Annotated in this window: 20 protein-coding genes; 9 read left to right on the plus strand and 11 right to left on the minus strand. The window is 51.7% G+C overall.

Going from position 1 to position 23,801, the window contains the following annotated elements; translation table 11 throughout:
• Window positions 1–148: 148 nt before the first annotated feature.
• Window positions 149–2,377, plus strand: coding sequence for a protease pro-enzyme activation domain-containing protein (locus tag KTT_RS33180; RefSeq protein ID WP_235845944.1), 2,229 nt, complete (start codon window positions 149–151; stop codon window positions 2,375–2,377).
• A gap of 69 nt (window positions 2,378–2,446) precedes the next feature.
• Here the strand turns inward: KTT_RS33180 and KTT_RS33185 are convergent, their stop codons facing one another.
• The 6 genes from KTT_RS33185 to KTT_RS33210 all read right to left on the minus strand — a co-directional run bounded on the left by KTT_RS33185 (window position 2,447) and on the right by KTT_RS33210 (window position 7,234).
• Window positions 2,447–2,776, minus strand: coding sequence for an urease subunit beta (locus KTT_RS33185; RefSeq protein WP_126602099.1), 330 nt, complete (start codon window positions 2,774–2,776; stop codon window positions 2,447–2,449).
• A gap of 22 nt (window positions 2,777–2,798) precedes the next feature.
• Window positions 2,799–3,101 (minus strand): urease subunit gamma, encoded by a 303-nt coding sequence (locus KTT_RS33190; RefSeq protein ID WP_126602101.1) that lies wholly within the window; start codon window positions 3,099–3,101, stop codon window positions 2,799–2,801.
• Window positions 3,102–3,161: 60 nt separating this feature from the next.
• Entirely contained in the window at window positions 3,162–4,025 is an 864-nt protein-coding gene (locus KTT_RS33195) for an urease accessory protein UreD (protein ID WP_503826473.1), read from the minus strand.
• A 173-nt stretch (window positions 4,026–4,198) separates the two neighbouring features.
• On the minus strand, window positions 4,199–4,906 hold the full coding sequence (locus tag KTT_RS33200; protein ID WP_126602105.1) for an urease accessory protein UreF: 708 nt from the start codon (window positions 4,904–4,906) through the stop codon (window positions 4,199–4,201).
• Window positions 4,907–5,280: 374 nt separating this feature from the next.
• Complete coding sequence (locus tag KTT_RS33205; RefSeq protein ID WP_126602107.1) at window positions 5,281–6,456, minus strand: zinc-dependent alcohol dehydrogenase; 1,176 nt, start codon at window positions 6,454–6,456, stop codon at window positions 5,281–5,283.
• A gap of 13 nt (window positions 6,457–6,469) precedes the next feature.
• Window positions 6,470–7,234: an SRPBCC family protein gene (locus tag KTT_RS33210; protein WP_126602109.1), complete on the minus strand. Its 765-nt coding sequence runs from the start codon at window positions 7,232–7,234 to the stop codon at window positions 6,470–6,472.
• A 340-nt stretch (window positions 7,235–7,574) separates the two neighbouring features.
• On the opposite strand from KTT_RS33210, the gene KTT_RS33215 reads away from it, so the two are divergent.
• Entirely contained in the window at window positions 7,575–9,083 is a 1,509-nt protein-coding gene (locus KTT_RS33215; protein ID WP_160146310.1) for a sugar porter family MFS transporter, read from the plus strand.
• A gap of 186 nt (window positions 9,084–9,269) precedes the next feature.
• Here KTT_RS33215 and KTT_RS33220 read toward each other — a convergent pair whose 3' ends face one another.
• Entirely contained in the window at window positions 9,270–9,533 is a 264-nt protein-coding gene (locus tag KTT_RS33220; protein WP_126602114.1) for a 4Fe-4S dicluster domain-containing protein, read from the minus strand.
• Between the two features lie 263 nt (window positions 9,534–9,796).
• Window positions 9,797–11,074 carry an MFS transporter gene (locus KTT_RS33225; RefSeq protein WP_160146311.1) on the minus strand — a complete coding sequence of 426 codons (1,278 nt, stop codon included), beginning with the start codon at window positions 11,072–11,074 and terminating at the stop codon, window positions 9,797–9,799.
• Between the two features lie 829 nt (window positions 11,075–11,903).
• Here KTT_RS33225 and KTT_RS33230 point away from each other — a divergent pair.
• The 4 genes from KTT_RS33230 (at window position 11,904) to KTT_RS33245 (ending at window position 16,583) form a co-directional block, all read left to right on the plus strand.
• Window positions 11,904–13,088, plus strand: coding sequence for an RNA-guided endonuclease TnpB family protein (locus KTT_RS33230; protein ID WP_126602118.1), 1,185 nt, complete (start codon window positions 11,904–11,906; stop codon window positions 13,086–13,088).
• A 73-nt stretch (window positions 13,089–13,161) separates the two neighbouring features.
• A complete protein-coding gene (locus KTT_RS33235; RefSeq protein ID WP_126602120.1) occupies window positions 13,162–13,935 on the plus strand; it encodes a glycosyltransferase family 2 protein in 774 nt (257 codons plus the stop codon).
• A 232-nt stretch (window positions 13,936–14,167) separates the two neighbouring features.
• Entirely contained in the window at window positions 14,168–15,100 is a 933-nt protein-coding gene (locus KTT_RS33240; RefSeq protein ID WP_126602123.1) for an ABC transporter ATP-binding protein, read from the plus strand.
• Between the two features lie 40 nt (window positions 15,101–15,140).
• Window positions 15,141–16,583 carry an ABC transporter permease gene (locus KTT_RS33245; RefSeq protein WP_160146312.1) on the plus strand — a complete coding sequence of 481 codons (1,443 nt, stop codon included), beginning with the start codon at window positions 15,141–15,143 and terminating at the stop codon, window positions 16,581–16,583.
• A 203-nt stretch (window positions 16,584–16,786) separates the two neighbouring features.
• Here the strand turns inward: KTT_RS33245 and KTT_RS33250 are convergent, their stop codons facing one another.
• Window positions 16,787–17,521: a 3-keto-5-aminohexanoate cleavage protein gene (locus tag KTT_RS33250; protein ID WP_126602127.1), complete on the minus strand. Its 735-nt coding sequence runs from the start codon at window positions 17,519–17,521 to the stop codon at window positions 16,787–16,789.
• Between the two features lie 1,094 nt (window positions 17,522–18,615).
• Between KTT_RS33250 and KTT_RS33255 the strand changes: the two genes are divergently transcribed.
• Together KTT_RS33255 and KTT_RS33260 are read left to right on the plus strand one after the other, a co-directional pair.
• Complete coding sequence (locus KTT_RS33255; protein ID WP_126602129.1) at window positions 18,616–19,563, plus strand: aldo/keto reductase; 948 nt, start codon at window positions 18,616–18,618, stop codon at window positions 19,561–19,563.
• 35 nt (window positions 19,564–19,598) lie between these two features.
• Window positions 19,599–20,720 (plus strand): dipeptidase, encoded by a 1,122-nt coding sequence (locus KTT_RS33260; RefSeq protein ID WP_126602131.1) that lies wholly within the window; start codon window positions 19,599–19,601, stop codon window positions 20,718–20,720.
• Between the two features lie 42 nt (window positions 20,721–20,762).
• Here the strand turns inward: KTT_RS33260 and KTT_RS33265 are convergent, their stop codons facing one another.
• A complete protein-coding gene (locus tag KTT_RS33265; RefSeq protein ID WP_126602133.1) occupies window positions 20,763–21,377 on the minus strand; it encodes a DUF4388 domain-containing protein in 615 nt (204 codons plus the stop codon).
• 381 nt (window positions 21,378–21,758) lie between these two features.
• A complete protein-coding gene (locus KTT_RS33270) occupies window positions 21,759–21,956 on the minus strand; it encodes a hypothetical protein (protein WP_126602135.1) in 198 nt (65 codons plus the stop codon).
• 624 nt (window positions 21,957–22,580) lie between these two features.
• Here KTT_RS33270 and KTT_RS33275 point away from each other — a divergent pair.
• Window positions 22,581–23,729, plus strand: coding sequence for a LacI family DNA-binding transcriptional regulator (locus KTT_RS33275; RefSeq protein ID WP_126602137.1), 1,149 nt, complete (start codon window positions 22,581–22,583; stop codon window positions 23,727–23,729).
• Window positions 23,730–23,801 lie beyond the last annotated feature (72 nt).

Below are 23,801 nucleotides of genomic sequence, written 5' to 3' on the forward strand. Positions count from 1 at the left end.
ACGATACTATTTATCTTCGTCAACAACAGTAGCCCATCATTGACTCTTCCAACTTGTTTTTGTCGCCGTGGTTTATCACTTTGGAGGGCTTGTGAAAAGGACTTTGCCTCAAAAGTGGCTAACACGCCTGTCAGCGATGGTGTGTGCCATGTTGCTAGCACTCGTATCATTTGTAATGTTTCAGGGAAGTGAATTGACGTTTGCGAAGACTCTGGTGCCGCAAGGAGGGCGTCATACTTTATCTGGTCACCTGGCTCCGGTGCTGAAAAAATATAAACCCCAACATACCACTGGAGCAAACAATCAACTGCAACTCTCGATCAGCTTGAATCTACGCAACCGGGATGCGCTGGATACGTTGATCGCGGACCAGCGTAACCCACTTTCTCAGTGGTATCAACATTATTTGACTCCTCAGGAGTTCGTTGATCAGTTTAGCCCAACTCAGCAATCAGTTGATGATGTTGTCGCTTATTTACGTAGTCAGGGTATGCAGGTTTCCTCTGTATCTCCTAATCGTACCCTGGTGGATGCCAGTGGCTCCGTCTCGAATATCGAGAAGGCCTTTGGTGTCACGTTGAATGACTACAACATCAATGGTCGAACGGTGCATGCCCCTAATACCGATCCGACTGTGCCTGCTAATCTGGGGAATGTCATTTTGAATGTTGCGGGTTTGGATAACGTTGCCCAGTATAAGCATGCCGCGACCCGGATCTCAAATCAGCCGCAGACCGGACCTGGAGGCGGCTATACGCCATCCGAACTGCGCACCGCGTACGATGTGAATTCGTTGATCAGCGCTGGCGGCGATGGCACGGGTCAGACCACGGCTATCTTTGAGCTGGATGGGTATAAAGCCTCCGATGTGAACGCATATCTGAGCAATTATGGCCTGGGCTCCGGCAAATATTCAAATGTGCTGGTCGATGGCGCGACCAATACCGCTGGTGCGGGCGCGATCGAGGTTGAGCTGGATATGGAAGTGGTTTCCGCCATCTCTCCAGGCGCGACGCAGAAAATTTACATTGGACCAAATTCGACAACCGGCGTGAATGATACCTACAACAAGATCGTGACCGATAACCAGGCGAAAGTGACCAGCATCAGCTGGGGCGAATGCGAATCCAGTTCGGGTAATTCTGAACTTGCTGCGCTGGATGCTATCTTCGCTCAGGGCGCGGCCCAGGGTCAGGCCTTCTTCGCGGCCTCCGGCGATTCGGGTGCATATGACTGCGGTAATGGTAGCACGACACTGGCTGTAGACTCACCAGCGGACGATCCCTATGTGGTCGGCGTTGGTGGTACAACGCTCAACGTTGGCAGTGGTGGTACCTATAGCAGCGAGTCAGCCTGGGGCAGCGGCAGCCAGGGTGGCGGCGGCGGCATCAGCACCTACTTTAACCGCCCCAGCTATCAGAGTGGTCCCAATCTCACCAACGCCAAACGTGAAGTTCCTGATGTATCGGCCGATGCCAATCCCAGTACCGGCTATTCTGTCTATTGCACCGTTACAGCTGCTGGATGCTCCAGTTCTGGTTGGATTAGCGTAGGTGGTACCAGTGCCGCCGCACCCCTGTGGGCCGGTATTGCTGGCGACACCAACGAGTATCTGACGGCGCAGGGTAAGGCTACGCTAGGGAGCGCCAGTGCTGATCTATATAAGTTGTATAATACCGCGCAGACCTATAGCGCGTACCACGATGTCACGAGCGGCAACAATCTATACTATTCGGCGACCACTGGCTATGATAATGCCACAGGTATTGGTTCACCTGATGCCTGGAATATCGCACGCGACCTGGCCGCTGGCAGCGGTGGTGGTACTCCCACACCGACGCCGACGCCAACCACGACACCGACACCGACACCCTCGCCAACCACGACACCGACACCCTCGCCAGGCGGCAATGTGGTAAAGAACGGTGGCTTTGAGAGTGGCTCCAGCCCCTGGACCGAGAGGTCCTCCGGTGGCTACGAGCTTGTTGACTCCAGTAATCCTCATAGTGGGAGCAATAGTGTCTATCTCTGTGGCTACAACTCGTGTAGCGATAGCATCTATCAAACCGTCAGTATCCCATCGACCGCGACGAATATCACATTGAGTTACTGGGTCTACATCAGTACGAGTGAGAGCGGGAGCACGTGTTACGACTACTTCTACGCAAGGCTGCGTACCAGTAGCGGAACGACCATCTCAACGCCACAGAAGCTATGTAATGCCAATGCCAAAGGCTGGACACAGTACACCTTCAATGTGACCTCAACGCTTTCAAGTTATAAGGGCCAGCAGGTGCAGGTATACTTCGCCGGTACTACCGATTCCTCGTTGACCTCTAACTTTTATGTTGACGATGTGGCTCTGACCATTAGCTAATGTTCGCAAGATGATCTATCTTATGGGTGAGCATCGCGCGCCCTGCGTGCTGTTCACCCATAACAGATCTTAGCTTTTCTTATCGGGATCGAGTGGTCCATTTACCTGTCCTTGATGCCCATAGATGATGCGCGCGCCTCCAAATGCTACCAGGCTGACTTCTTTCTCTTCACCAGGTTCAAAGCGCACCGCGGTGCCTGAAGCGATATTCAGACGCATGCCATAGGCCTGCTGGCGTGCAAACTCCAGCGCCTTATTTACCTCATAGAAATGATAATGACTCCCAACCTGTACTGGCCGATCCCCTAGATTTTTTACCAGCAGTCTCGTTGTTTTCCTACCGGTATTGAGCTCTATATCTCCTCCTACCTCATTGAGTAGATATTCGCCTGGTTGCATGGTTATCCTCCTATTCGGACAGCTATTTGATTGGATCGTGGATGGTGACCAGTTTGGTCCCGTCTGGAAACGTGGCCTCAACCTGAACCTCATGGATCATTTCAGCAATGCCATCCATGACATCGGCGCGGGTCAGGATCGTTGCCCCAAAGTTCATAATCTCTTCGACCGTTTTGCCATCGCGGGCCGCCTCCATAATTTCAGCGGTGATGATGGCGGTCGCCTCGGGATAGTTGAGCTTGAGCCCGCGAACCTGGCGCTTGCGTGCCAGTTCAGCCGCAACAAAAATAAGTAGTTTTTCTTGTTCGCGTTGGGTCAGTAACATGTATCCAGCCTCCTTCTTTGATATCTTGTCCTTGGAATTCATATAGCCTTAAATAGGTGGCTAATTGATCTTGCGCGGTGGATGAGCCTCTCTATTGTAAAGCCGCTGTGTGGCGGCGTTCCAGAAGCGTAGCAGTCCTGCTGGAAGGTGGGTGTGTTGCTTGCTGAGCGCGCGGATCACCAGTCCATGGGCGGTCAGAGTGCTGACGCCCCAGCATATCTCATCCGGGTATGTAAGCTGATTGGCTAAAGCACCAAGCTCCTCTTCCAGTTGCAGCCAGCGCGCGGCGTCCAGGCCGACCTTGCAAATGTAGAAGCTACAGAAATAATGATAGGGACCGAGCCGGGCCAGCGATGATAGTTTGTGCCGCTGTGGCTCCAGTTTGATGTGCTCAATGGCTATGGGTTTATCTATGGCTACAATTTCAGTCTGTAGCTGTAATAAATCATATGCAAAGAGTTCACCACGAGCTATACGACCGGGAGCGACGGTCTCCCAATAGAATAAACCAGCCCCGGACGCGAGCTGAATGCGCGTCTGCTGCTGATAGCGAGCGCCGGCAAACGGGATCAGGGCGTCAGGGACATACTCTAGCAGGCCGTTGGCGGCTACCTGTAGCTGTGTGATCTGACGGGCAGGAGGAGCCTCTGGCAGACTGCGATAGAGCCGGGTCGCGCTGGTTGAAGTTAATTGCGCATAGGCACCGGGGCCAACATTGACCTCGACAGCCAGCTGGTCTCCTCCCAGCACCCCACCGGAAATATTATGCATGTGGATGAGTGCTCCTCCTGCTGGTAAGGGGAAGGCGCGAATGACTTTGAGCGGCGCATGCTGCTCGCTGCGTTGAAGCTGTGTGCGCTGCGTTGCTTCGTCGCAGGCGAAGCCAAGACGTAACTTTCCCTCTACTGTTCTCGTTGGTATCAATGGTGTTTGAATGATAATCCACTCGACTTTCTCGTTGTGGTCCAGATCGTTCTGTGGATACTGTTACGCGGCGGTGCGTGTACAGACCGGTGGGATGGATAACGGATGCATGTAACCATTATAGATCACATACAGGGCTCAATTGTTGAGCCTTCTGACGCCATAATTCTATTTTAGCTGATAAAGAGCCGTGTTTGAAGTTGTGGATGTCGCATACTGCCAATGTCTACCAAAGGGGTAAATACCTGTAGTTCTGTCGGCTCCTCCGCCTGTTCACGGCCGCGTTCAGCTATTTCCAGCAGCGTTGATTTTAGACGCCATTGTATGGCGCTGGCCTGACTTTGTCCCAATGGAAGCAAACGCTGGCTGGCAGAGACCAGGTTAGCCAATGACTGTTGGAGATAGACCAGGACCGTTGTTGTTTCATCGATGCCCAGCACGGCACCAACCAGGCCGAATGCTATGCTGAAGTGCATGTCACATGGCTGCTGGCGAGCGATGGCGAACGCCTGGCGCAGACACGGAGCATCTTCTAGCGCGATAACCAGTTGTAAAAAACGCCGTCCCAGTGTGGCGCTCGCCATGCGGCTTTCGCGAGCGGTTTTGAGCGCGCTCAAGCGCTGGTTGAGCGTTAGCCAGCTTGCTGCTACCCCTGATGCCCCCTTATCTGGCGCCAGGCGATGTCCGAGGCGACAGAAGGCGCTCTCTAGCACCCCTGTTTCCGCCAGGTAATGGTGCAAAAAATCTTCTAAACGTCCTACATCCAGAGTATTCTCGATAGTGAGGGTTTCTAGCCCCAAGGAATGGGCCGCTGAACCGATAGGTACAGCGCTATCGGCGAGCTGAAGCAACTTTAAAAATGACAAATTATCAATGATCATGCTCCCTCATGGTTGCTTGAGTGACGAACATTGAGATGGTCTTCTCTATGGTGATGAGATAGGGATATCAAATTGTTAGTAGTGTACCTCAGTGGGCCAAAAATGACAATTTTTGATACGCAACCTGATGAATGAATATGGAAGCCAGATGCAAGAGGAAATTGAAACGGACGAGAGCGGGTTTCGAACGAGCTTTAACTGAATTTACTTACTTGCCAAGCAGAAAATTTACATGGTGCCCAACGTCCGTTTCGCTGTAAATACTATATCCTTTGCTTTGAAAGATGTAAATACTTAAAAATAATGATAGTGTAGATGTACCGATATAGACTATGCGTAAAGTGCACTGCCCGTATCGGTACGCCTACACTATATTAATCGTTAGGTTTGAGGATGACTTTGATGCAGTGATCCTCTTTATGTTTGAAGATGTCGTACGCGTGGGGGACATCATCGATCCCTACCCGGTGAGTGATGACGAACGATGGATCAATTTCGCCCTCTTGAATGCGATTGAGGAGCGGACGCAGGTATTTATGGACATGGGTCTGCCCCATCTTGAAGGTCAGGCCCTTCGCGAATGCGGCTCCAAAGGGTACCTTGTCCAGGAAGCCTCCATAGACGCCTGGCAAGGAGACGGTACCTCCTTTGCGGCAGGCCTGGATAGCCTGACGGAGCACATGAGGACGGTCTGTGGCAAGACGTACCTGCTGTTTGAGCTTATCCATGGTCGCGCCAACGCTGGTGCCATGAGCTTCCAATCCTACAGCATCGATACAGGCATCGGGGCCCCGTCCACCAGTGGCCTGTTTGAGCAGTTCCACGACATCCTGGCCTTCATAATTGATCACTTCGGCTTTACTTTGTTCTTTTGCCATCTGCAAGCGATCGGGATAGCGATCAATGGCGATGACGCGTTCCGCACCGAGCAGATAGGCGCTCTGAATGGCGAACTGGCCCACAGGACCACACCCCCATACCGCCACGGTATCTCCCGGCTGGATCTGGCAGTTTTCGGCGGCCATATAGCCGGTGGGGAAGATGTCGGACAAGAAAAGGGCCTGTTCATCACTGAGGTTATCAGGGACCTTGATGGGGCCTACATCGGCAAATGGGACGCGAACATATTGGGCCTGTCCTCCCGCGTAACCACCATAGAGATGGGAATAGCCATAGAGTCCGGAGGCTGATTGTCCATAGAGGGCTTCTGCCATTGCGGCATTGGGATTCGAATTATCGCAGAGAGACCACATCTGGCGCTCACAGAAGAAGCAGTTCCCACAGGCGATGGTGAAGGGGACAACCACACGATCCCCTTTTTGGAGATTGGTCACGCCTGTACCGACCTCGACAACCTCGCCCATAAATTCATGCCCCAGGATGTCCCCTTTTTTCATGCTTGGAATATAGCCATCGTAGAGGTGAAGATCTGAGCCACAGATGGCCGAGGTTGAAATCTTTATAATCGCGTCACGTGGATTGAGTATTTCTGGATCGGGTACCGATTCAACACGTACATCGTGGACACCATACCAGCATACTGCTTTCATGTTTTTTCCTCGCTTACTTTCTACCCTGTCCTGTTGGTTGGCCTTTTATCGTGGGAATCTCGCCCGCTTCCATTAAATCTTTGAAGCGCCTGAGTATCTCGGCAGCCTCATATTCGGCGCCGGAACTGGTAAAGTGGCTTACTACCTTATGCAGCGGATCGGTCTGGAAGAAATCGAGTTCAAGCGTGACAACCGTCCCTCGTCCTTCGATAGTGGGTTGAAAGATCACTTTGCCCGCGTTGGCGGTTGTTGGCTTGCCATGCGCGTGCCAGGCGATCAATTGTCCCGGCTTATCTGCCAAAAGTTCCGCATTCCACTCATTGCCTCCACTGGCGACCCAGTGCGTAGTTCTTTCGCCGGTCGCGTTGACGGCCTTGATACCGGGCATATAGAGGGGAGCCATCTCAAAATTATGCCAGAATGCATAGAGATCCTGCGCACTTTTGTTGATGGTCCGTGAACGGCTGATCCGGATACCTTTATTGCCCGGGATGATGGTGACATTGGCTGATAGTTGTTGCCCACCAGTATTAATATTCAGGGCTTTATAGAGCATGCTACGCCCATTTGCGCCTCGCAAGAGCAGTCCACCACCAATCAGCGCTAATCCTACTCCCAACCAGTCCCGCCGCACAATTCCATAGCTGGCAAGCGCTCCGCCACTAATAGCAGAGATCCAGCGCTCGGTTTTCCCTATATTTGTAGATGAACTTGTTATTTGGTCCAGATTGTTTACTGTCGTTAATCTAATTTTTCTAGGAGATTGAATTGAAGCCATACTCTTCCTCTTTTATTGCTGAGTAGCCAATCAATTAAACATAAGGGTAGTACGGGGCGCTTCAAAACATGGTTTCGGTCGTTTCCCTTTTGATAGCGGTAGACAGCCATAAGTCCATTGGCGGCTAACAGCAATGTCTGCGAGCATTGCTGTTAGCCGCCAATTGGCAATAGATTTTTTTACTATTCTTTTATATTCTTCTTAAAGCAATTACTTTTTTGCTCAATATATATAATATGTGTATGAAAACAGTTTTTGTGCCTTAGTAATGATATACGTTGATGTTGTCAAAAGTACAGGGACTGTGTTTTCAACTGTGGAGAAGTGGAGGAGGGATGTAATGAATAATCGGAACAGTAGTGGTAGGGATGAGGATGATGGTTTGTTTCTGGGACCACCATTGTTGGAGCAGAGTCCTTTACGGGTACGTCAGCAAAGTGGTTGGCGGCAGCGTCTATTGCTGTACGTAGTTGTTATTATCGCGGCCCTGGGGGGCCTCTTGTTTGGTTATGATACGGCGGTTATTTCAGGGGCGATGCTGTTTTTGCGCGTGAGCTTTGCTTTGAATGCATGGATGCAGGAAGTTACGGTGAGCATCGCACTACTGGGAGCAGCCATTGGATCGTTGGGTGGTGGCAAACTGAGTGATATGCTGGGGAGGCGCACGACGCTGCGGCTGACCGCCGGTGTGTTTACGCTGGGAACACTGTGTACGGCCCTTTCGATGAACTGGCCAATGTTTCTCATGTTACGCTTCATTGTTGGATTGAGCATCGGGGCGACTGCCAGTATCGTGCCAGTCTATATCTCAGAGATCGCCCCTTTCCGTTTGCGGGGCGTGCTGGTAACGTTTAATCAACTGGCATTGACGATCGGGATTGCTCTGGCGTACTGGGTTGATCTGGCGTTCGCAGGCGCGCATATGGGCTGGCCTCCAATGTACGCGGTCACCGCTTTCCCTGGCCTGGCGTTGCTGATCGGGATGCTTTTTACCCTTGAGTCGCCGCGCTGGCTGGCCAGCAAGGGACGCTGGTCTGAATCCGCGCTGGTACTGGAGCGACTCTGCACCTTTGAGGAGGCGACGCAGGAATGGCAAACGATTCGCTCATCCTTTGCCGGGAGAACCACTCGTGGCGCGCTGCGCGAACTGTTACGGCCTGGTTTACGTGTGGCCCTGCTGACCGGCATCGGCCTGGCCATTTTTCAGCAGGTTGTAGGTATCAATACCGTGATCTATTATGCACCGACTATCTTTGAGTATGCCGGCTTTACGTCAGCTACCAGTGCTATTCTCGCCACCAGTATTGTTGGGGTGGTCAACGTCTTAGTCACTGTTCTTGCCGGTATTCTGATTGACCGGGTGGGCAGACGGGCACTGCTCATTGGTGGCACCATCAGCATGTTCATCACATTAGTTGTCCTGGGTGTGATCTTCGCCATTGGGCCCAGCCAATCGGGTTATCTCATCTTGCTGGCACTGCTGGGATATGTGATTGCGTTTGCCATCAGTCTGGGTCCGGTATTCTGGCTGATGTGTGCCGAGATCTTCCCCACCCATCTGCGCGCTACCGGTGCCAGTATTGCTACCTTCGCCAACTGGAGCGCCAATCTGCTCGTCAGCCTGACGTTCTTATCGCTGATCAACCTGATTGGTAAGAGCTTTACCTTCTGGGTCTATGCTGGTATGAGTGTCCTGGCGTTGATCTTCTGCGTTCTCTTCGTCCCTGAGACCAGGAATAAGAGCCTGGAGCAGATCGAGGCCTACTGGCTCAATGGGCGTAAGTGGGAGGAGAAAGAAGTGGTAGCAACGGGAGCTATCCCGAATATAAAGTCGCGTAAATACCTTTAACGCAGAGAGCATCGTATCTGGCGTGAATGCACATCGTCTCCTGTAAGGCAGGATAAAAAGTGATATCCTTTGCATCCCGGCTGACAATCTTGTTTTCCGAGAGAGGCCTTGCAAAAGATATCACTATATGTTATTACCCTATTTTTTGTTAATCCTCAACTTTTCATTGAGATTGCAAATAGAGTCTTAAGCTCCCTGGAAAAAATCGGCGTTGATTTTGATCCATTGTTTCCACTCAGCTGGTACCGCAGATTCCTCGAAGATGGCGGTGACGGGACAGGCAGGCTCACATGCACCGCAGTCGATGCATTCGTCCGGGTTAATGTAGAGCTGCTCATGCTCATCGTAGCCGTCTTCGCCGGGTCCTGGATGGATGCAATCAACCGGACAAACATCCACACAGGAGGCATCTTTGGTGCCAATACAAGGCTGGGTGATTACGTAGGCCATAGTGAATAATCCTTTCAAGATTAACAAATTAGGGAAGAATGAACCCTTCTCCCTATTATTGTACAATTCATGGCTGCTGTAAATGTCCTGGGCCGTTTTTTTTGAAATTCTAATCCTTTTGCCAGGCCTTTCGACTATTTGGGTGAGCAGCCACGCGCGAAACGCTTGCAGACTGTGTCCGTTATTATCAACTATAATTGATTTTTTGATGGCGGTCCACCCGAAGAAACCTGTACCATATTAGATGCTCTTGCAGGAAACTTTTAAGTAGACGATTGATCCGTCGATAATGTCTCCGGATGCCTGGCGGTTCTGATGTGCGGCGAGAGGGTAAACAGTGTGGCAACCAGCATGAGAACGAGCCAGCCGAATATAATCGTTGGTCGTGGTCCATATTTGTCGAGCAACCAGCCCATGAAAAACTGCCCTAATGGATTGCTGATGGCGGTAAACATGCGGCAGGCACTGATGACCCTACCTCGAAGATCATCAGGAATAACCGTCAGACGGTAGCTGAAATACGCGACATCCTCAAATGGATCGACGAAGTTGAAGCCGGCCTCAATAACGCCCAGGATGAACGGATTGCCGGCCAGCAGATAGCAGGGCCAGAGCAATACGAAGAGCCAGCGTACCACAATGATAGCTTGCCCCACTGTCAGAAATCTCCGTGCCAGCGGCGCCAGTAGCGAGCCTGTGATCGCGCCCAGCCCACCAATGACAAAGATGGTGCTGATCGTCGTGCTGGAGGCGTGCTGCTGCCGGGCCAGTACAATGACGATTAACGCGCTACTCGGGTTCACCAGGGCCGCCAGGGTATTCAAGCTATTGACGATTCTGATGACGGGCTGTCTCCAGGCCCAGATAATGCCCTCTTTGATTTCGTGTAGCAGGTGGCGTCGTGGCTTGTTGCGTGGCGTCTGGAAGGGTGTGCGAATCGCTCCCAGCGTTACTATGGAGATCAGGTATGATATGGCATCTGCCAGGAAGGGGAAGAGCGGCCCCAGCGCAAAGAGTGGACCGGCGATGGCGGGTCCTAGCAGAATGGTGGTGCCTTCCACGACCTCTTGCTGGGCCATGGCGCTGGAGATCTGCTCGGGCGGCACCACCTGGCTGAGGCCAGATGCCTGGGCGACGCCAAAGAAGACCAGCAAGGTCCCTTCGATAAAGGCGGTAATGTAGAGTTGCCAGATCGTCAGACTGTGAAACGCCAGCGCGATGGGAATGCTTGCCAGGCTGCAGGCGCGACCAAGATCACACAGTATCATCACGTGTTTGCGATTGTAGCGGTCCACCCATGCACCCGCCAGCAGGAAGAAAAGCATATTCGGCAGGACACGAATGGTGCCCGCCGTAGCCGCCGCCAGCGGTGAATTTGTGATGTAGAGCACAAGGAGAGGAAAGGCGAACTGCGATACGCCACCACCGATATCAGAAATCGTCTGGCCTCCCCATAGTAGAAGATAATCGCGATTGCACCAGAGCGAACGAGGCTTCCTTGAAGCCTTCGGCGCCTCTGTTTGTGGTGCCCTGGTAGACATAGTGAGACCTTTCGTACTGCTAGAAAAAAGACTAAAAAACGTTGTTGGTTCAACGCATGCGTTTGCGCACAGGCAGTATGAAAGGTCTTGCAACTCGATAGCATGCACTGCTGTTCTGATAAGCAGCTCTGAAAACATTGCATATAGCGATTGGGGATGAACCCCAGGCTATATATCAGACCTGTTTGCCGGGAGGTGTAGCTGGATTGCAAGATCACAGACATATGCCCGGCGCAGAACAGCATAATAAGGTGAAGAAAAAAGTATGCGGGAGAGTGAAGGTGTTGCTGGTCGATCAGGCATATATATAGAAACGGCATGAAAGCATGTCGTTTACAACGCCAACCAGCACCTTCACAGGCCACGTAAACCGGTGCCGGGCTTACGTGGCCGGGGTGCTTGTGTTGCGATTCCTGTTGCGGTGTATCAGCCATCCCCGGGTATGGATGCTGTCCAGGGATAGGATATAAATAGATAACTGATTCATGGGTTTATAGTAACATATGTTTAAGCGTTGGTGCAACACAACAGGTAAGGGCAGCTGTCCCTACCTGTTGTGTTGCACCAACGCTTAAACAATATATATTCTATCTGCAGATAAAGTTAGCAAAAAATTTACATTTTTGCGCATATTTCCAGATAATTTTCATTTATACTGCTCTCAATACGAGCGATATTGAAGAAGGGATACCCGAATGGCCATAAAGCAATTATCAAGCGCGCCGTAAAACCCCTGGCTTCAGCCATGAGGATAGAAGGCGCGTTCCTTTTGGTGGCGCGATGGGGGGTACTGTTGACTTTTTACACCGTATATGCTAGCATGTAAAGCATGAGTACACAGAAACGCGCCTACAAATTCAGATGCTACCCAACCGACGAGCAAAAACAGATGCTTGCTCGGACCTTTGGCTGTGTACGCTTTACCTACAATTGGGCCTTACGCCTCAAAACGGATGCCTTCTACAAAGAACACACACGCCTGTACTACAAAGACCTTTCTTCGATGCTCACTGAGCTCAAAAAACAAGACGACTATCGCTGGCTCAATGAGGTATCCAGTGTTCCCGTCCAACAGGCATTGCGCCACCTCGACAAGGCATTCATCAATTTCTTTGAGGGTCGCGGCAAGTATCCGACCTTCAAAAAGAAACGGAAGAAACAATCGGCGACCTACACATCGAGCGCCTTCACCTTTCGCCATGGGGTTCTCACGCTGGCGAAGATGCAAGAGCCACTCGCGATTGTGTGGTCGCGCCCTTTGCCAGCGGGGGCCATCCCTTCCAGTATCACCGTCAGCCAAGACGCCGCAGGCCGCTATTTCGTGAGCTTGCTGGTGCAGGAGGACATTGCTCACCTGATACCCTGTGAAACCACCATCGGCGCCGACCTGGGTTTGAAATCGTTCGTGGCGCTCTCTGATGGTGAGATGGTGGGCAATCCCCGTTTTTTTCAGCAAGATGAAAAGAAACTGGCAAAGGCCCAACGGCGACTCGCCAAGAAACAAAAGGGCTCGAAGAATCGAGAGAAGGCACGGCGCACGGTGGCTCGCATCCACGCCCGGATTGCTGACCGACGTGCTGACTTTCTTCACAAGCTCTCCACACGGCTGATCCGTGAAAACCAAACGATCTGTGTGGAGAGCCTTGAGTTGAAGAATATGGTCAAGAATCGTTCATTAAGCAAATCCATCTCGGATGTGGGGTGGAGCCAATTTGTGTCCCTGCTCGAATACAAAGCAGACTGGTACGATCGAAATCTGGTCACCATCGACAAGTGGTATCCCTCCAGTAAGCGGTGCTTCGACTGTGGATATATCTTCGAATCTCTCACGCTCGATGTACGCCAATGGACATGTCCCGAGTGCGGCGTCCATCATGACCGAGATATGAATGCGGCAAAGAATATAAGGTCCGTGGGGCTCACGGTCCTCAATGCCTGTGGAGAGGCCGTCAGACCGGGGGCGGTGAAAACCAACGCCGGCAAGTCTCAGCGAAGCAGGAAACCCAAGAAGTGATTCTTGGAATCCTCTGGCTTTAGCCGTGGGGAGGATGTCAAAATAGGGGCAGTTATAATGGAAGGTTTAGTGTATGCATTCCACACCATCCTTTAGTAGTAAGGCGGCCAGCGACGGCTCAGTGCCAAAGTTAGCGCACAGTCTCTCTATTGTGCTGCCCGCTCATAATGAAGAGCAGGTAATCGCAACGACCGTAACCTATATTCTGGAAACGTTGAGTCCATGGGCTGACGAATTTGAAGTTGTGGTGGTTGATGATGGCAGTAAGGACCGCACAGGTGAGATTCTTCATGTTCTGGCAGAACAAGACCAGCGCGTGCGTGTCATTACCCATCCTGTGAATCAGGGCTATGGCGCGGCCCTGGTTAGTGGATTTAAGGCGGCCGATAAAGAGCTAACGTTCTTTATGGATTCTGATGGGCAGTTTGATATTCGGGAGATCAGCTTATTTTTCCCTTTCATCGACCAGTATGACGCGGTGCTTGGATATCGCATCGACCGCCAGGATACGTGGATGCGTAAACTAAATGCCTGGGGATGGAAGCAATTGATTGGCCTGATCCTGGGTGTGCATGTACGCGACGTTGATTGCGCCTTTAAATTGTATCGAACAGCTTTTATTCACCAAAGCCAGTTTGAGACACGTGGCGCCATGATCAATGCCGAGATACTGTATAAGTTAAAGCGCGCCGACTACACTTTTAAAGAGATTGGCGTCCATCACCTGCCCAGGCGTACCGGCAAGGCTACTGGCGCCCATCCCCGTGTTATCCTGCGCGCCTTCAAAGAGCTTTTTTACTATGCTCGTCAATGGCGCCTGCAAGAAAGAAAAAGCGCGCCCCGGTAGCGTCTAACAGACACTATTCAGGGAGATAGGTGAAGCCCGATATGACACAAATTGCGTCATATCGGGCTTCACCTATCTCCCTGAACTATTTTTACTGTTCTAGTTTGATAAGCTCATGATTTTATTTTTTGTATAGAGAACGTCTATACTTATTGGATGACCTTTTTTCTACGGCTATAACATATTGCTATGTTCAGATACTATATCAACCACATGCGATGAGGAGTTATGCATGGGACTCGTTGTAGATACTATCAGTAAGTCCTTTGGACAGTTTCAGGCTGTCAAAGATCTGTCTATGGAGGTCAAAGAGGGGGCGTTGTTTGGCTTGCTGGGTGCCAATGGAGCCGGGAAAACGACTACGATGCGTATGGTGCTGGATATCTTCCGCCCCGATCGTGGGCAGATTACCTGGAATGGGAAAGACGTACGTGAAATTCCACGCCGCGAGCTAGGCTATCTGCCTGAAGAGCGCGGTCTGTATTCAAAGATGAGTGTCGAGGAACAACTGCTGTTCCTGGCTCAATTGAATGGTCTCTCAAAAAGAGATGCGAAGAGCGCCATGGATGAGTGGCTGGACCGTTTCCAGATTAACGCGAATCGTAAAAAGAAAATCGAAGATCTCTCTAAAGGAAATCAACAAAAGATACAATTCCTGGCTACGATCTTACATAATCCCTCTATTCTCATCATGGATGAGCCATTTAGCGGCCTTGATCCGGTGAATGCCATTGTGTTGAAGGATGCCTTTTTAGAGATGCATCGGCGCGGCAAGACGATCATCTTTTCGACGCACCAGTTAGATCAGGTTGAAGAGATGTGCGAGGATATCGTGATCATGAATAAGGGAGAAGCGGTGGTGGAGGGGAGCGTGCAGGAAGTACGCCGTCAGCACGGACGCAATATTGTGAGGTTAAAACTAGAAAATGATCCCCAGGCGCTGTGGCTGGATGATATGGATGGCGTGCAGGTAACCAAGCGGCGCCAGGATTATATTGAGATGCAGATTCGCGCGGACCTGGATCCGAATGTCATTCTTGAGACGGCTCTGCAACATTCTGGCCAGATTAATCGTTTTGAATTGGCCGAGCCTTCATTGACTGATATCTTCATTGAACGTGTCGGTAATATCGCCCTGCCTGATGCTCCCACGACGGTGGCTTAACCATTCATTATCGCTGCATACAATAGATAGAAGAGGATATATGCCAAACAAGACTGTGATGCCTCCTGTTGATGAGGCTGCTCCCGTGACTCATAATACTGAGGTTGTGCGCTCGGGCCGCGATTCGCGCAGCAATACATGGCGCAATATTAGCTTGATCGCTCGTCGTGAATATAAAAATCGCGTTACCCAGCGTAGCTATATCATTACAACGGTATTGTTTGTCTTATTCGCCCTGATCGGTTCCTGTGTTCCAACCGTGATCCAGTTTTTCGCGGCCCGCTCCAATTCGCAGTCTCATGTCACCATCGTCAATAATGCCGGGACCACGGCGGGGCTAAGCGGTGATAGCTTACTGCAATACTTTGACCGTAGTCTCAATACAGCCGCGAATGCCGACGTTCAGGGTATAAACCAGGGATCGATCCCACAAAAAGGGAAGCCGCATTTCACCTTGAGTAGCGGCGCGCCTGGTACGGCAGATCAATTGCAAAAAGATGTAAAGGATGGCAAGTTGGATGTGTTGCTGGTTTTGAACCGCAACGCTAATAAGGATGTGAGCTTCACCTATTATACCGCTACCGCCAGCCTCAGCGATACCGATCTGGCCCAGATCCAGGCCGTAGCCGGTCAATTGAGCGTACAGGATAAATCGTCCCGCCTGGGCTTGACACCCGCGCAAACCCAGCATCTGCTGGCGCCCCCTGCTTTTAACGTCGTCTATACCCAGAAGGATGGCGGCAATGACTCGTTGATCTCGCTGGCGGGCGGCTACTTCCTGGGTGTGATCGGAACTGTGCTGATCTTTATGGCCGTCTATCTTTACGGCATGTGGGTGGCCAATGGCGTGGCCGATGAGAAGGGGAGCCGCATCATGGAGATCCTGGTGAATGCCGCGACCCCTTTTCAGCTCTTGTGGGGGAAGATTCTGGGGATTGGTGCCGCTGGCTTAACCCAGATGGTCTGTCTGGTCGCTGCTGGCCTGATTGGTCTGTTGTTGCAAGGACCCCTGAGCGCGGCCCTGCAAACCAATGGTTTGCCGCTCAACCTGAGCTACATCCATGCTTCGACGACGCTCCTGTTGCTGTTGCTGGTCTACTTCGTGCTGGGCTTCCTGCTCTATTCCACCCTTTTTGCCGCCCTGGGCGCGCTGGTGAAGCGCCAGGACGAGGTGCAGAATACCGTCGGACCCCTGACGACCATCTTCATGGTTGGCTACATGGCCAGCTTTATTGGTGGCTCAATAGGCTCGGGTGCGACCTGGTTCAGGGTCATGTCGTTTGTCCCTTTCTGGACACCAACCATGATGATGATGCGCATCGCCACCAACGCGGTTAGCGGCTGGGAGATTATGCTGAGCATCGTTATTCTGCTGGTGTCTATCATGATCTGCGCCTGGGCCTCCTCGCGCATCTACCGCATCGGCATCTTGATGTATGGTCAAAAGCCGAATTTGCGCCAGATCGCCAGGATGCTACGCTAATTACACGCCAGGTTCGAATTTGACATCTAGATATGTGTGATTTGCCAAACGTTTTAGCTGCCTCGGACACAATATGGGTCAAAAAAAGGTGGATATGATATGGGTCAATTTCATGAGTGGTCCAGATTGAGAGAAAACTGCCTTTCCCTCAATCTCAGCCAGTGTAACGGGAACCTTCGCACGGTCGCTCTGTGGGACGGGTTCTATGCAGTGCCGGCACCTAACTCACGGGCGGCGCGCACGAGTGACGCGTTGCCCGTCGTGCGCTCGCCGCTGGGCTCGTAGAGCGTGTCTTCAAGCCCGATCCGCGTGTCCAGACCGCGATGGATCGCATCGGTGAGCAGCACCCAGGTAGCCTCGCCATCACCGTGCTGCAGGCGTGGTGCCGTCAGGCCGAGCCTGTCCAGCGTTCTGTGAATGTCTTCGACCAAGCCGAGCGCGTTGGCGACGCTGACCGCGACCGGCTCAACCAGGATGCGGGTGACCTGTCCGCCCAAGCCAGACGCGGCCAGCTGCTCGGCGTCCTCGACGGTCCAGACACCAGCCTCGATGCCAACCCCCGCCTGGATCAGTGCCATCATGACCTCCAGCGAGCCTGGTTCAGACACATTAACCGACGCGTAATCGGGGGCGCGCCAGGCTCGCACCAAGTCGAGTCGGCGTACGAGATCGGGTTCGATCCAGGCGCCGGTTGACACACCAACTGGGACCCCGCACGCGTTGCGGACTGTCATGACGACCGCGTCAACGATCTCCGCATTCAGCCGTTCGCGTCCCTTGGCATCACGAGGGTGGAGGTGGATCGCACGCGCCCCTGCTGCTACGCAGGCAGCAGCGTCGCGAGCCAGCTCCTCGACCGACACCGGCACCGCGACGTGTGCGGTCTTCGTCAGATCTCCGTTGAGAGTGGCCTGAAGTCCTATCCTGGTTTGGTTCATTGTTCCTCCTGTCGTGGCAAACAGGCGACTTTCGCCCGTCGAGCCATATCATCTTACGAGATGAGTCTACGGTGGCCTGGTGTTCACAGACCAGTAGCAAACGATACAATACTTTCCGACACTCCGCCATATGAGTGTTGACAGGGGAGCGCAGTCAATTTGAGCAAAAAAAGGACGTGCCTTTTGGCTTCTACAGATGCTTTAGACGCTTTTCATCTCACTGTTTTTGCTCATTTCGACGACGCACCTCTGTCAAGTATCATAAGACGAGGTGTCTACTCTCCCTCATGCACTGTGTCTAACACCCTTGATACTCAATACAGCCGTGCTCGCGCCTCAGCCACATTCCTCTTGCGCCCTTGTGCAACCCTTCTTCATTCCAAAAAAACTGCGTCTCTTCCAACGATCTGGGCCTGGCGGAGGACAGATGCTAGCCCAAATGTGAGTGTGTGGTTTGACAATCTCTTTGTCCCCGATGGACACTTTATCGGTTAATGACAGCACGGGCATCTTATGGGTCAAAACAGCAAAGTGGTCCATTGGCCTGATAAGCTGTTTGAGACAGTAGCGCTACAGTCGCTGATGCGAAATGAAACCATTCTGTCACATATTGAGGCTCGGACCAAATGTGGCCTTTTCGCGATTTTGATCTATATCCTGTCCGGTTTTGACGAATTGCTGTCCTCATAGCCCATCCAGAAACAAACAGGACGGTGCATTTTCGCGCTGATGGACCAATGGACAGAGTAATTCTGTCAAAAATTGTGCCACAGTCATGTTTATGCGTCAAAAGCTGAACAATAAAAATTTTGGATATAAGTCTCAACTGGCCTGTAGAGCCAAGTGCTGGACAGGATAACCGTCAAGAGTTCGGATAAATCGACTGCCAAATCACAATATGCATCAAGCAGTGAGACATACCTTTTAGGCGTTGATGGCACGTGTTCATTGAACGAACACGTGCCATCAACGCCTAAAATTGATCTGCATGCTTGATTGGATATGTGCGATACTGTTAACAAGAAGTTTTTGTTATGAATAATGATATCATACACCTCTGAGACAGAACGTTGCATGTGCAGAAGGAGTGCTTTATGTCATATTCTCAGTCGAACCCTATCCTGCCTCTGCGTACGTTGGGGAAGACAGGTTTACAGGTGCCCGCGTTATGCGTAGGGTGCGCTCCACTGGGTGATATGCCCGATACGTTCGCCTATTCGGTGCCTGAAGAGCGTGCCCTGGAGACGATTCGCGCCATTTTTAAGAGCCCGATTACGTTTGTGGATACGGCGGCATCCTATGGTGATGGTGAGAGCGAGCGCCGGATCGGAGTGGTACTAAAAGAACTGGGCGGTGTGCCAGCTGGCTATGTGCTGGCCTCCAAGGCTGATCGTGATCTCAAGACGGGCGATTTTAGTGGCGATCAGATGCGTAGAAGCGTCGAGCGCAGCCTGCGCCTGCTGGGTTTGGACCGTTTGCCGCTGCTCTATCTGCACGATCCCGAGCATACAACGTTCGAAGCTGCTATGGCGCCCAACGGACCCGTCGAGGTGCTGCAGCGCTGTAAAGAAGAGGGACTGATTGAGCACCTGGGCGTAGCCGGTGGCCCAATCGATCTGATGACACGCTTCGTTGAGACCGACATTTTTGAGGCGGCCATCTCACATAATCGTTACACCCTGCTCAATACCGAGGCCGATCCATTCTGGGATGTCTGCCAGCGGCATGGGGTTGGGGCGGTGAACGCGGCTCCTTATGGGAGTGGTATGCTGGCGAAGGGACCACGCGCCTATGCGCGCTATGAATATGGTGAAGCGCCTAAAGAGTACGTAGAGAAGGCCATAAAGTTTGAAGATGCCTGTCAGCGCTATAATATTCCACTGGCGGCGGTGGCGTTGCAGTTCTCCCTGCGCGATCCGCGTATCCATTCAACGGTAATCGGCATGACACGTCCCGAGCGCCTGGATGAGACCGTAAAGCTGGCCCAGACCGTTATCCCTGATGAGTTGTGGCGAGAGATAGAGGTGATTCGTCTGTCTTAACTCTGCTTCAACTCCTGACGTAGAAAGAAAATAGTATGGTAGATGATACATCCATCCATCCAACCCTGATCGGGCATATGGATACGTTGCTACGTTTTTATGAGATGGAACCGCTGCCGCAGCCAGCGTTGACCATGCCAGCCAGCGAGCTTCCCTTTGTCCAGACCTTTTTTTCGCGCGGGCAGGATGGTCATATCGATTATCCGCGCGCGCAGGAGGGAGGCATGGCCGGGGCCTTCTTTGCTGTCTATGTGCCCGCACCCAAAGCCGCCGATGGTGAACGGCCATCGGCGGCATCCAACGTGTCGCCGGAGCGCTGGTACGAGAGCTATATCAGACCATCCATTCACTATGAGTACGCCCAGCAGGCGAGCTGGCAGATCATCTCTTTGCTCTCTCGTCTGGAGGCCGGTTCGCAGGGTCGTTTAATGATTGTGCGTACCGTCTCAGACCTTGAGATCTGTCTGCAGCAAGGGATTATGGCGGCCATCATGCATATTGAGGGCGCCGAGATGATTGATCCGCAACTGGTCACATTGGACGTGCTCTACCAGGCCGGTCTGCGCTCTTTAGGACCGGTCTGGAGCCGTCCCAATATCTTTGGCTATGGTGTGCCTCTGGTCGTTGGCCAGTCGCCCGATACGGGTCCCGGCCTGACCGATGCTGGTAAAGCCCTGGTAAAAGCCTGTAACCAGCTGGGTATCATGCTGGATCTTTCGCATCTCAATGAGCAGGGATTCTGGGATGTCGCTCGCCTCTCACAGGCACCGCTGGTCGCGACGCACTCCAATGCCTATGCCCTTTGTCCCTCAGCACGCAATCTCACTGACAGACAACTGGACGCGATCAAGGCATCCCATGGCCTGGTTGGTATCAATTTCAATGTCTATGATGTGCGTACGGATGGAAAGGGCAACGTTGATACACCGATCGAGGATCTTATCCGCCATATCGACTACCTGGTAGAGCATGTAGGGATTGAAGGGGTCGCGATCGGCACCGATTACGATGGCGCGACCATGCCCGGTGACCTGCGTGATATCTCCTGTTTGCCCAGACTTTATGCCGCGCTGACAGCGCGTGGTTATGATGAGCACTCCCTGCGTCTCATTGCTTCTGAAAACTGGCTCCGTATTTTTCGGCAAACCTGGCGCTGATACACAGTTAAAACACAGAGCCGCTGTAGATGGCTCTGTGTTTTAACTGTGCAGCATAATCAGTCTTGATCGTTCCAGATCTCTCAAGAGCTCCAATATTTTTTCCGGATTTTTACCCATCAGCGCGAACAATTCATGTGTGGTACGTTGACCATCGATGAGCATATACAGACGTCGATGTTCGCGTGTCAGTCCTAATTGTTCCATATATCCCAGCACATTTCCACTCGTGGGAATGCGATAGGGTTTTTGTAAAGCGATGGGTGCCTGTGGGTTTGTACCCTGGGGCAATCTCTGCATTCCCGGGTTGGTGAGCGAGGAAGATGGTTGACTCATGCCGTTAGAGCGCACTGGAGGGAGTGAACCGCTTGAATGGCCATTGGAAGCTGGCGGGTTGGATGGCACAGGTGGATTACTTGAGACCAGAAAGGAAAAACGACAAACAGTCCAGGTGGCAAACCTGCTCAATGCCGGAGTACCTGTGTAGGGGCCGATCTGTGCACCCGTAATTTGCCCATTTATAAATATAATTGTGCCCTCTTCAAAGGCCGCTCCTTCACCGCGTTCGACCGTTAGTGTACCACTTCGGTGTGCAACCTGAATGAGCTGAATTATATCTGCCAGATTATTGGTTGTTGTTTCTCGCTGTTGAGGCATAAGTACACCGCTCTACTCGTCAATGAGTTCTGATTTTCAGTGCACAACAGAGCGCTAACCAAAAAGTATCTATGTACCTGTGCTGTGTTGACTGAAGGATAGGCTGCAAAATATGGTAGGGTTATTATACCTATATCCTTCATATTTTACAATACATTTATGTCTAGCAGGTTCTGATGCAGCTGTTAAGAGACTATTTTTTACAGGACTGGTTATATTCTCTAAATATAAGAGATCTGGAATACTCTGTTATCAATCGAGGTAAGTATTCTAGTATATATCGATTAATGAGCTGGCCCACAGCTAACGGATGCCCTGACCAGCTCATCACAAAGAGAAATGCTACTCGATGACCTGGATGATGATGACCTGGGGCGTCTGTTAATCGTTCGGGGTAATCAGTTCGCGCAACTGCCTTTCAATATTATTTTTAGCAATCGGTGAGAGCAGGGGATCATTGAGCGTCTTTTCGAGCCGCTCTTTTTGTTCTGCCCGGAAACGCAGATTTGCGTCACGCTTCTTCTTTATTTTCATCAACTTCGCCAGCACCTGGTTGTCTAGTTCATCAAAATTTTCCATGGAACCACCTGCTTTTCCTTTGTTTTTGCTTTATTTTATCACCAAGACGGGCCAGGATGCCCCTGCCTTTTAAGCAGAGGAGGAATGGCCGTTCCTTAGGCTTTGAAAACGGCATCTATTTCAAGCACGTTCTGCCGGGTAGCGCTATCCTGGCAGGTAGCTCTTTTCCTGAAATAATTGCCTGTGCGCTGCTTCAACAGACAGATGCTTCTATCCGCTGGAAAGCTACAAATGTATTTATGCCGTAATGGAGAAAGACATGTCACAACAGCAAGGGAAATTAGCTGATCACCTGGCGCATGTCATCAGTACAATTCAATCCAACCGCATGACGGGGGAATTGCGTGTGAAAAAGGGTATGTTATGATATGTATAACGCTTTTCAAGAAAGCGCTTACTATATTTTTTTGGACAGTTAAAAACACTGGAGCTTGCTTGAGAGGATGCCATACAGAGCACACGAAAAAGCTCTTGCTATCGTAAAAAAATCAGCTTATAATGCTTGCCAAGAAGTTGAAAACTGTTTTTCTCGGATTGTATCGATTCCTTTTGAGAAACAGGTTTTTTTCATCATTGAAAATCGGCCAGGCGAGAAAAAAATTCCGGCAGATGTAGAGGCTAGTTATGACAGATCGCAGTAGGGCGGAAGAGTTCCATGAGCCAAAGGCAATTACCATTCACGATGTGGCGAGAAAAGCCGGCGTATCGATTGCTACCGTTTCTCGAGTTTTGAATGGTGTGTCAACCGTTGATCCAGCATTGGCGGAACGTGTTCATGCGGCGGCGATCCATCTGAAGTATCAGCCGAGTCGGGCCGCGCGCATCCTGGCTGGAAGAAGTTCTGTGCTGGTTGGTTTGCTGGTTACAGACATGCAGAATCCTTTTTTTCTCGATCTGATTCGTGGTGTGGAGGAGGTATTGCAGCAGCAAGGCTATTTACTGATCGTTTGCAATACACTTGAAGACGCTCATAAGGAGGCCCAATACCTCGAGGTGCTGGCGGCCGAACCTGTGGCTGGCGTGATTATTGTACCTACCCAGGGCCGCATCGCGGTCTTAGGCGATCTGAAAGATCGTAATATCCCGGTGGTAGCTGTGGATCGCCAGTTCGATGATCGCTCCACTGATTGTGTCTTGATCGACAACGCCGCCGCCGCGCGCGAGGCGGTCGCCCACTTGATCGCGAATGGCTATCGCCGCATCGGCATGATTGGCGGTCCCAAATCCGTAACGAATGCCAATGAACGTGTGCTGGGCTATCGCCAGGCTCTGCAGGAAGCGGGCATTCCACGGGAAGCCGTACTGGAGCAGCGGGGATCGATGATCGCGCCCGATGCGGGTATCCACCTGACAAACAAGTTGTTGGACCTTGACCCGCCGGTCGATGCTATTTTCACCGCTAATAACCGTCTGACAATGGGCGCATTGCGCGCCATCCATGCCCGGCAAAAGCACATTCCCGCTGATATCGGGCTGGTCGGCTTTGATGAGCTTTACTGGTCGGTACCCGAACTGGTCTCGATTACCACTGTGATTCAATCGGCTTACGACATCGGGAGCACCGCCGCCAGCAGGCTGCTCCAACGCTTACAAAAACCTGATGCCCCTCGACAAGAAATTATTCTCCAGCATCAGCTTGTGGTTCGCGACTCTTCTCGTCCACGTGTTCATACTTCCGACCGTTCATCGCAATCACCGACTCGCCAGGCCAGAGTCAGCCGCAAGAAGGATGCGCGAGGCGAGCAACTCCAGAAAGCATCATCTGAGTGTTAGCCTTCGGAATCTGCAAACTTTCCTTGAGAAGTTCCTGTTGATTTTGTATGCCCCTTGACAGATACGCACTTT

Source organism: Dictyobacter aurantiacus (assembly GCF_003967515.1).
GTDB classification, from domain to species: domain Bacteria; phylum Chloroflexota; class Ktedonobacteria; order Ktedonobacterales; family Ktedonobacteraceae; genus Dictyobacter; species Dictyobacter aurantiacus.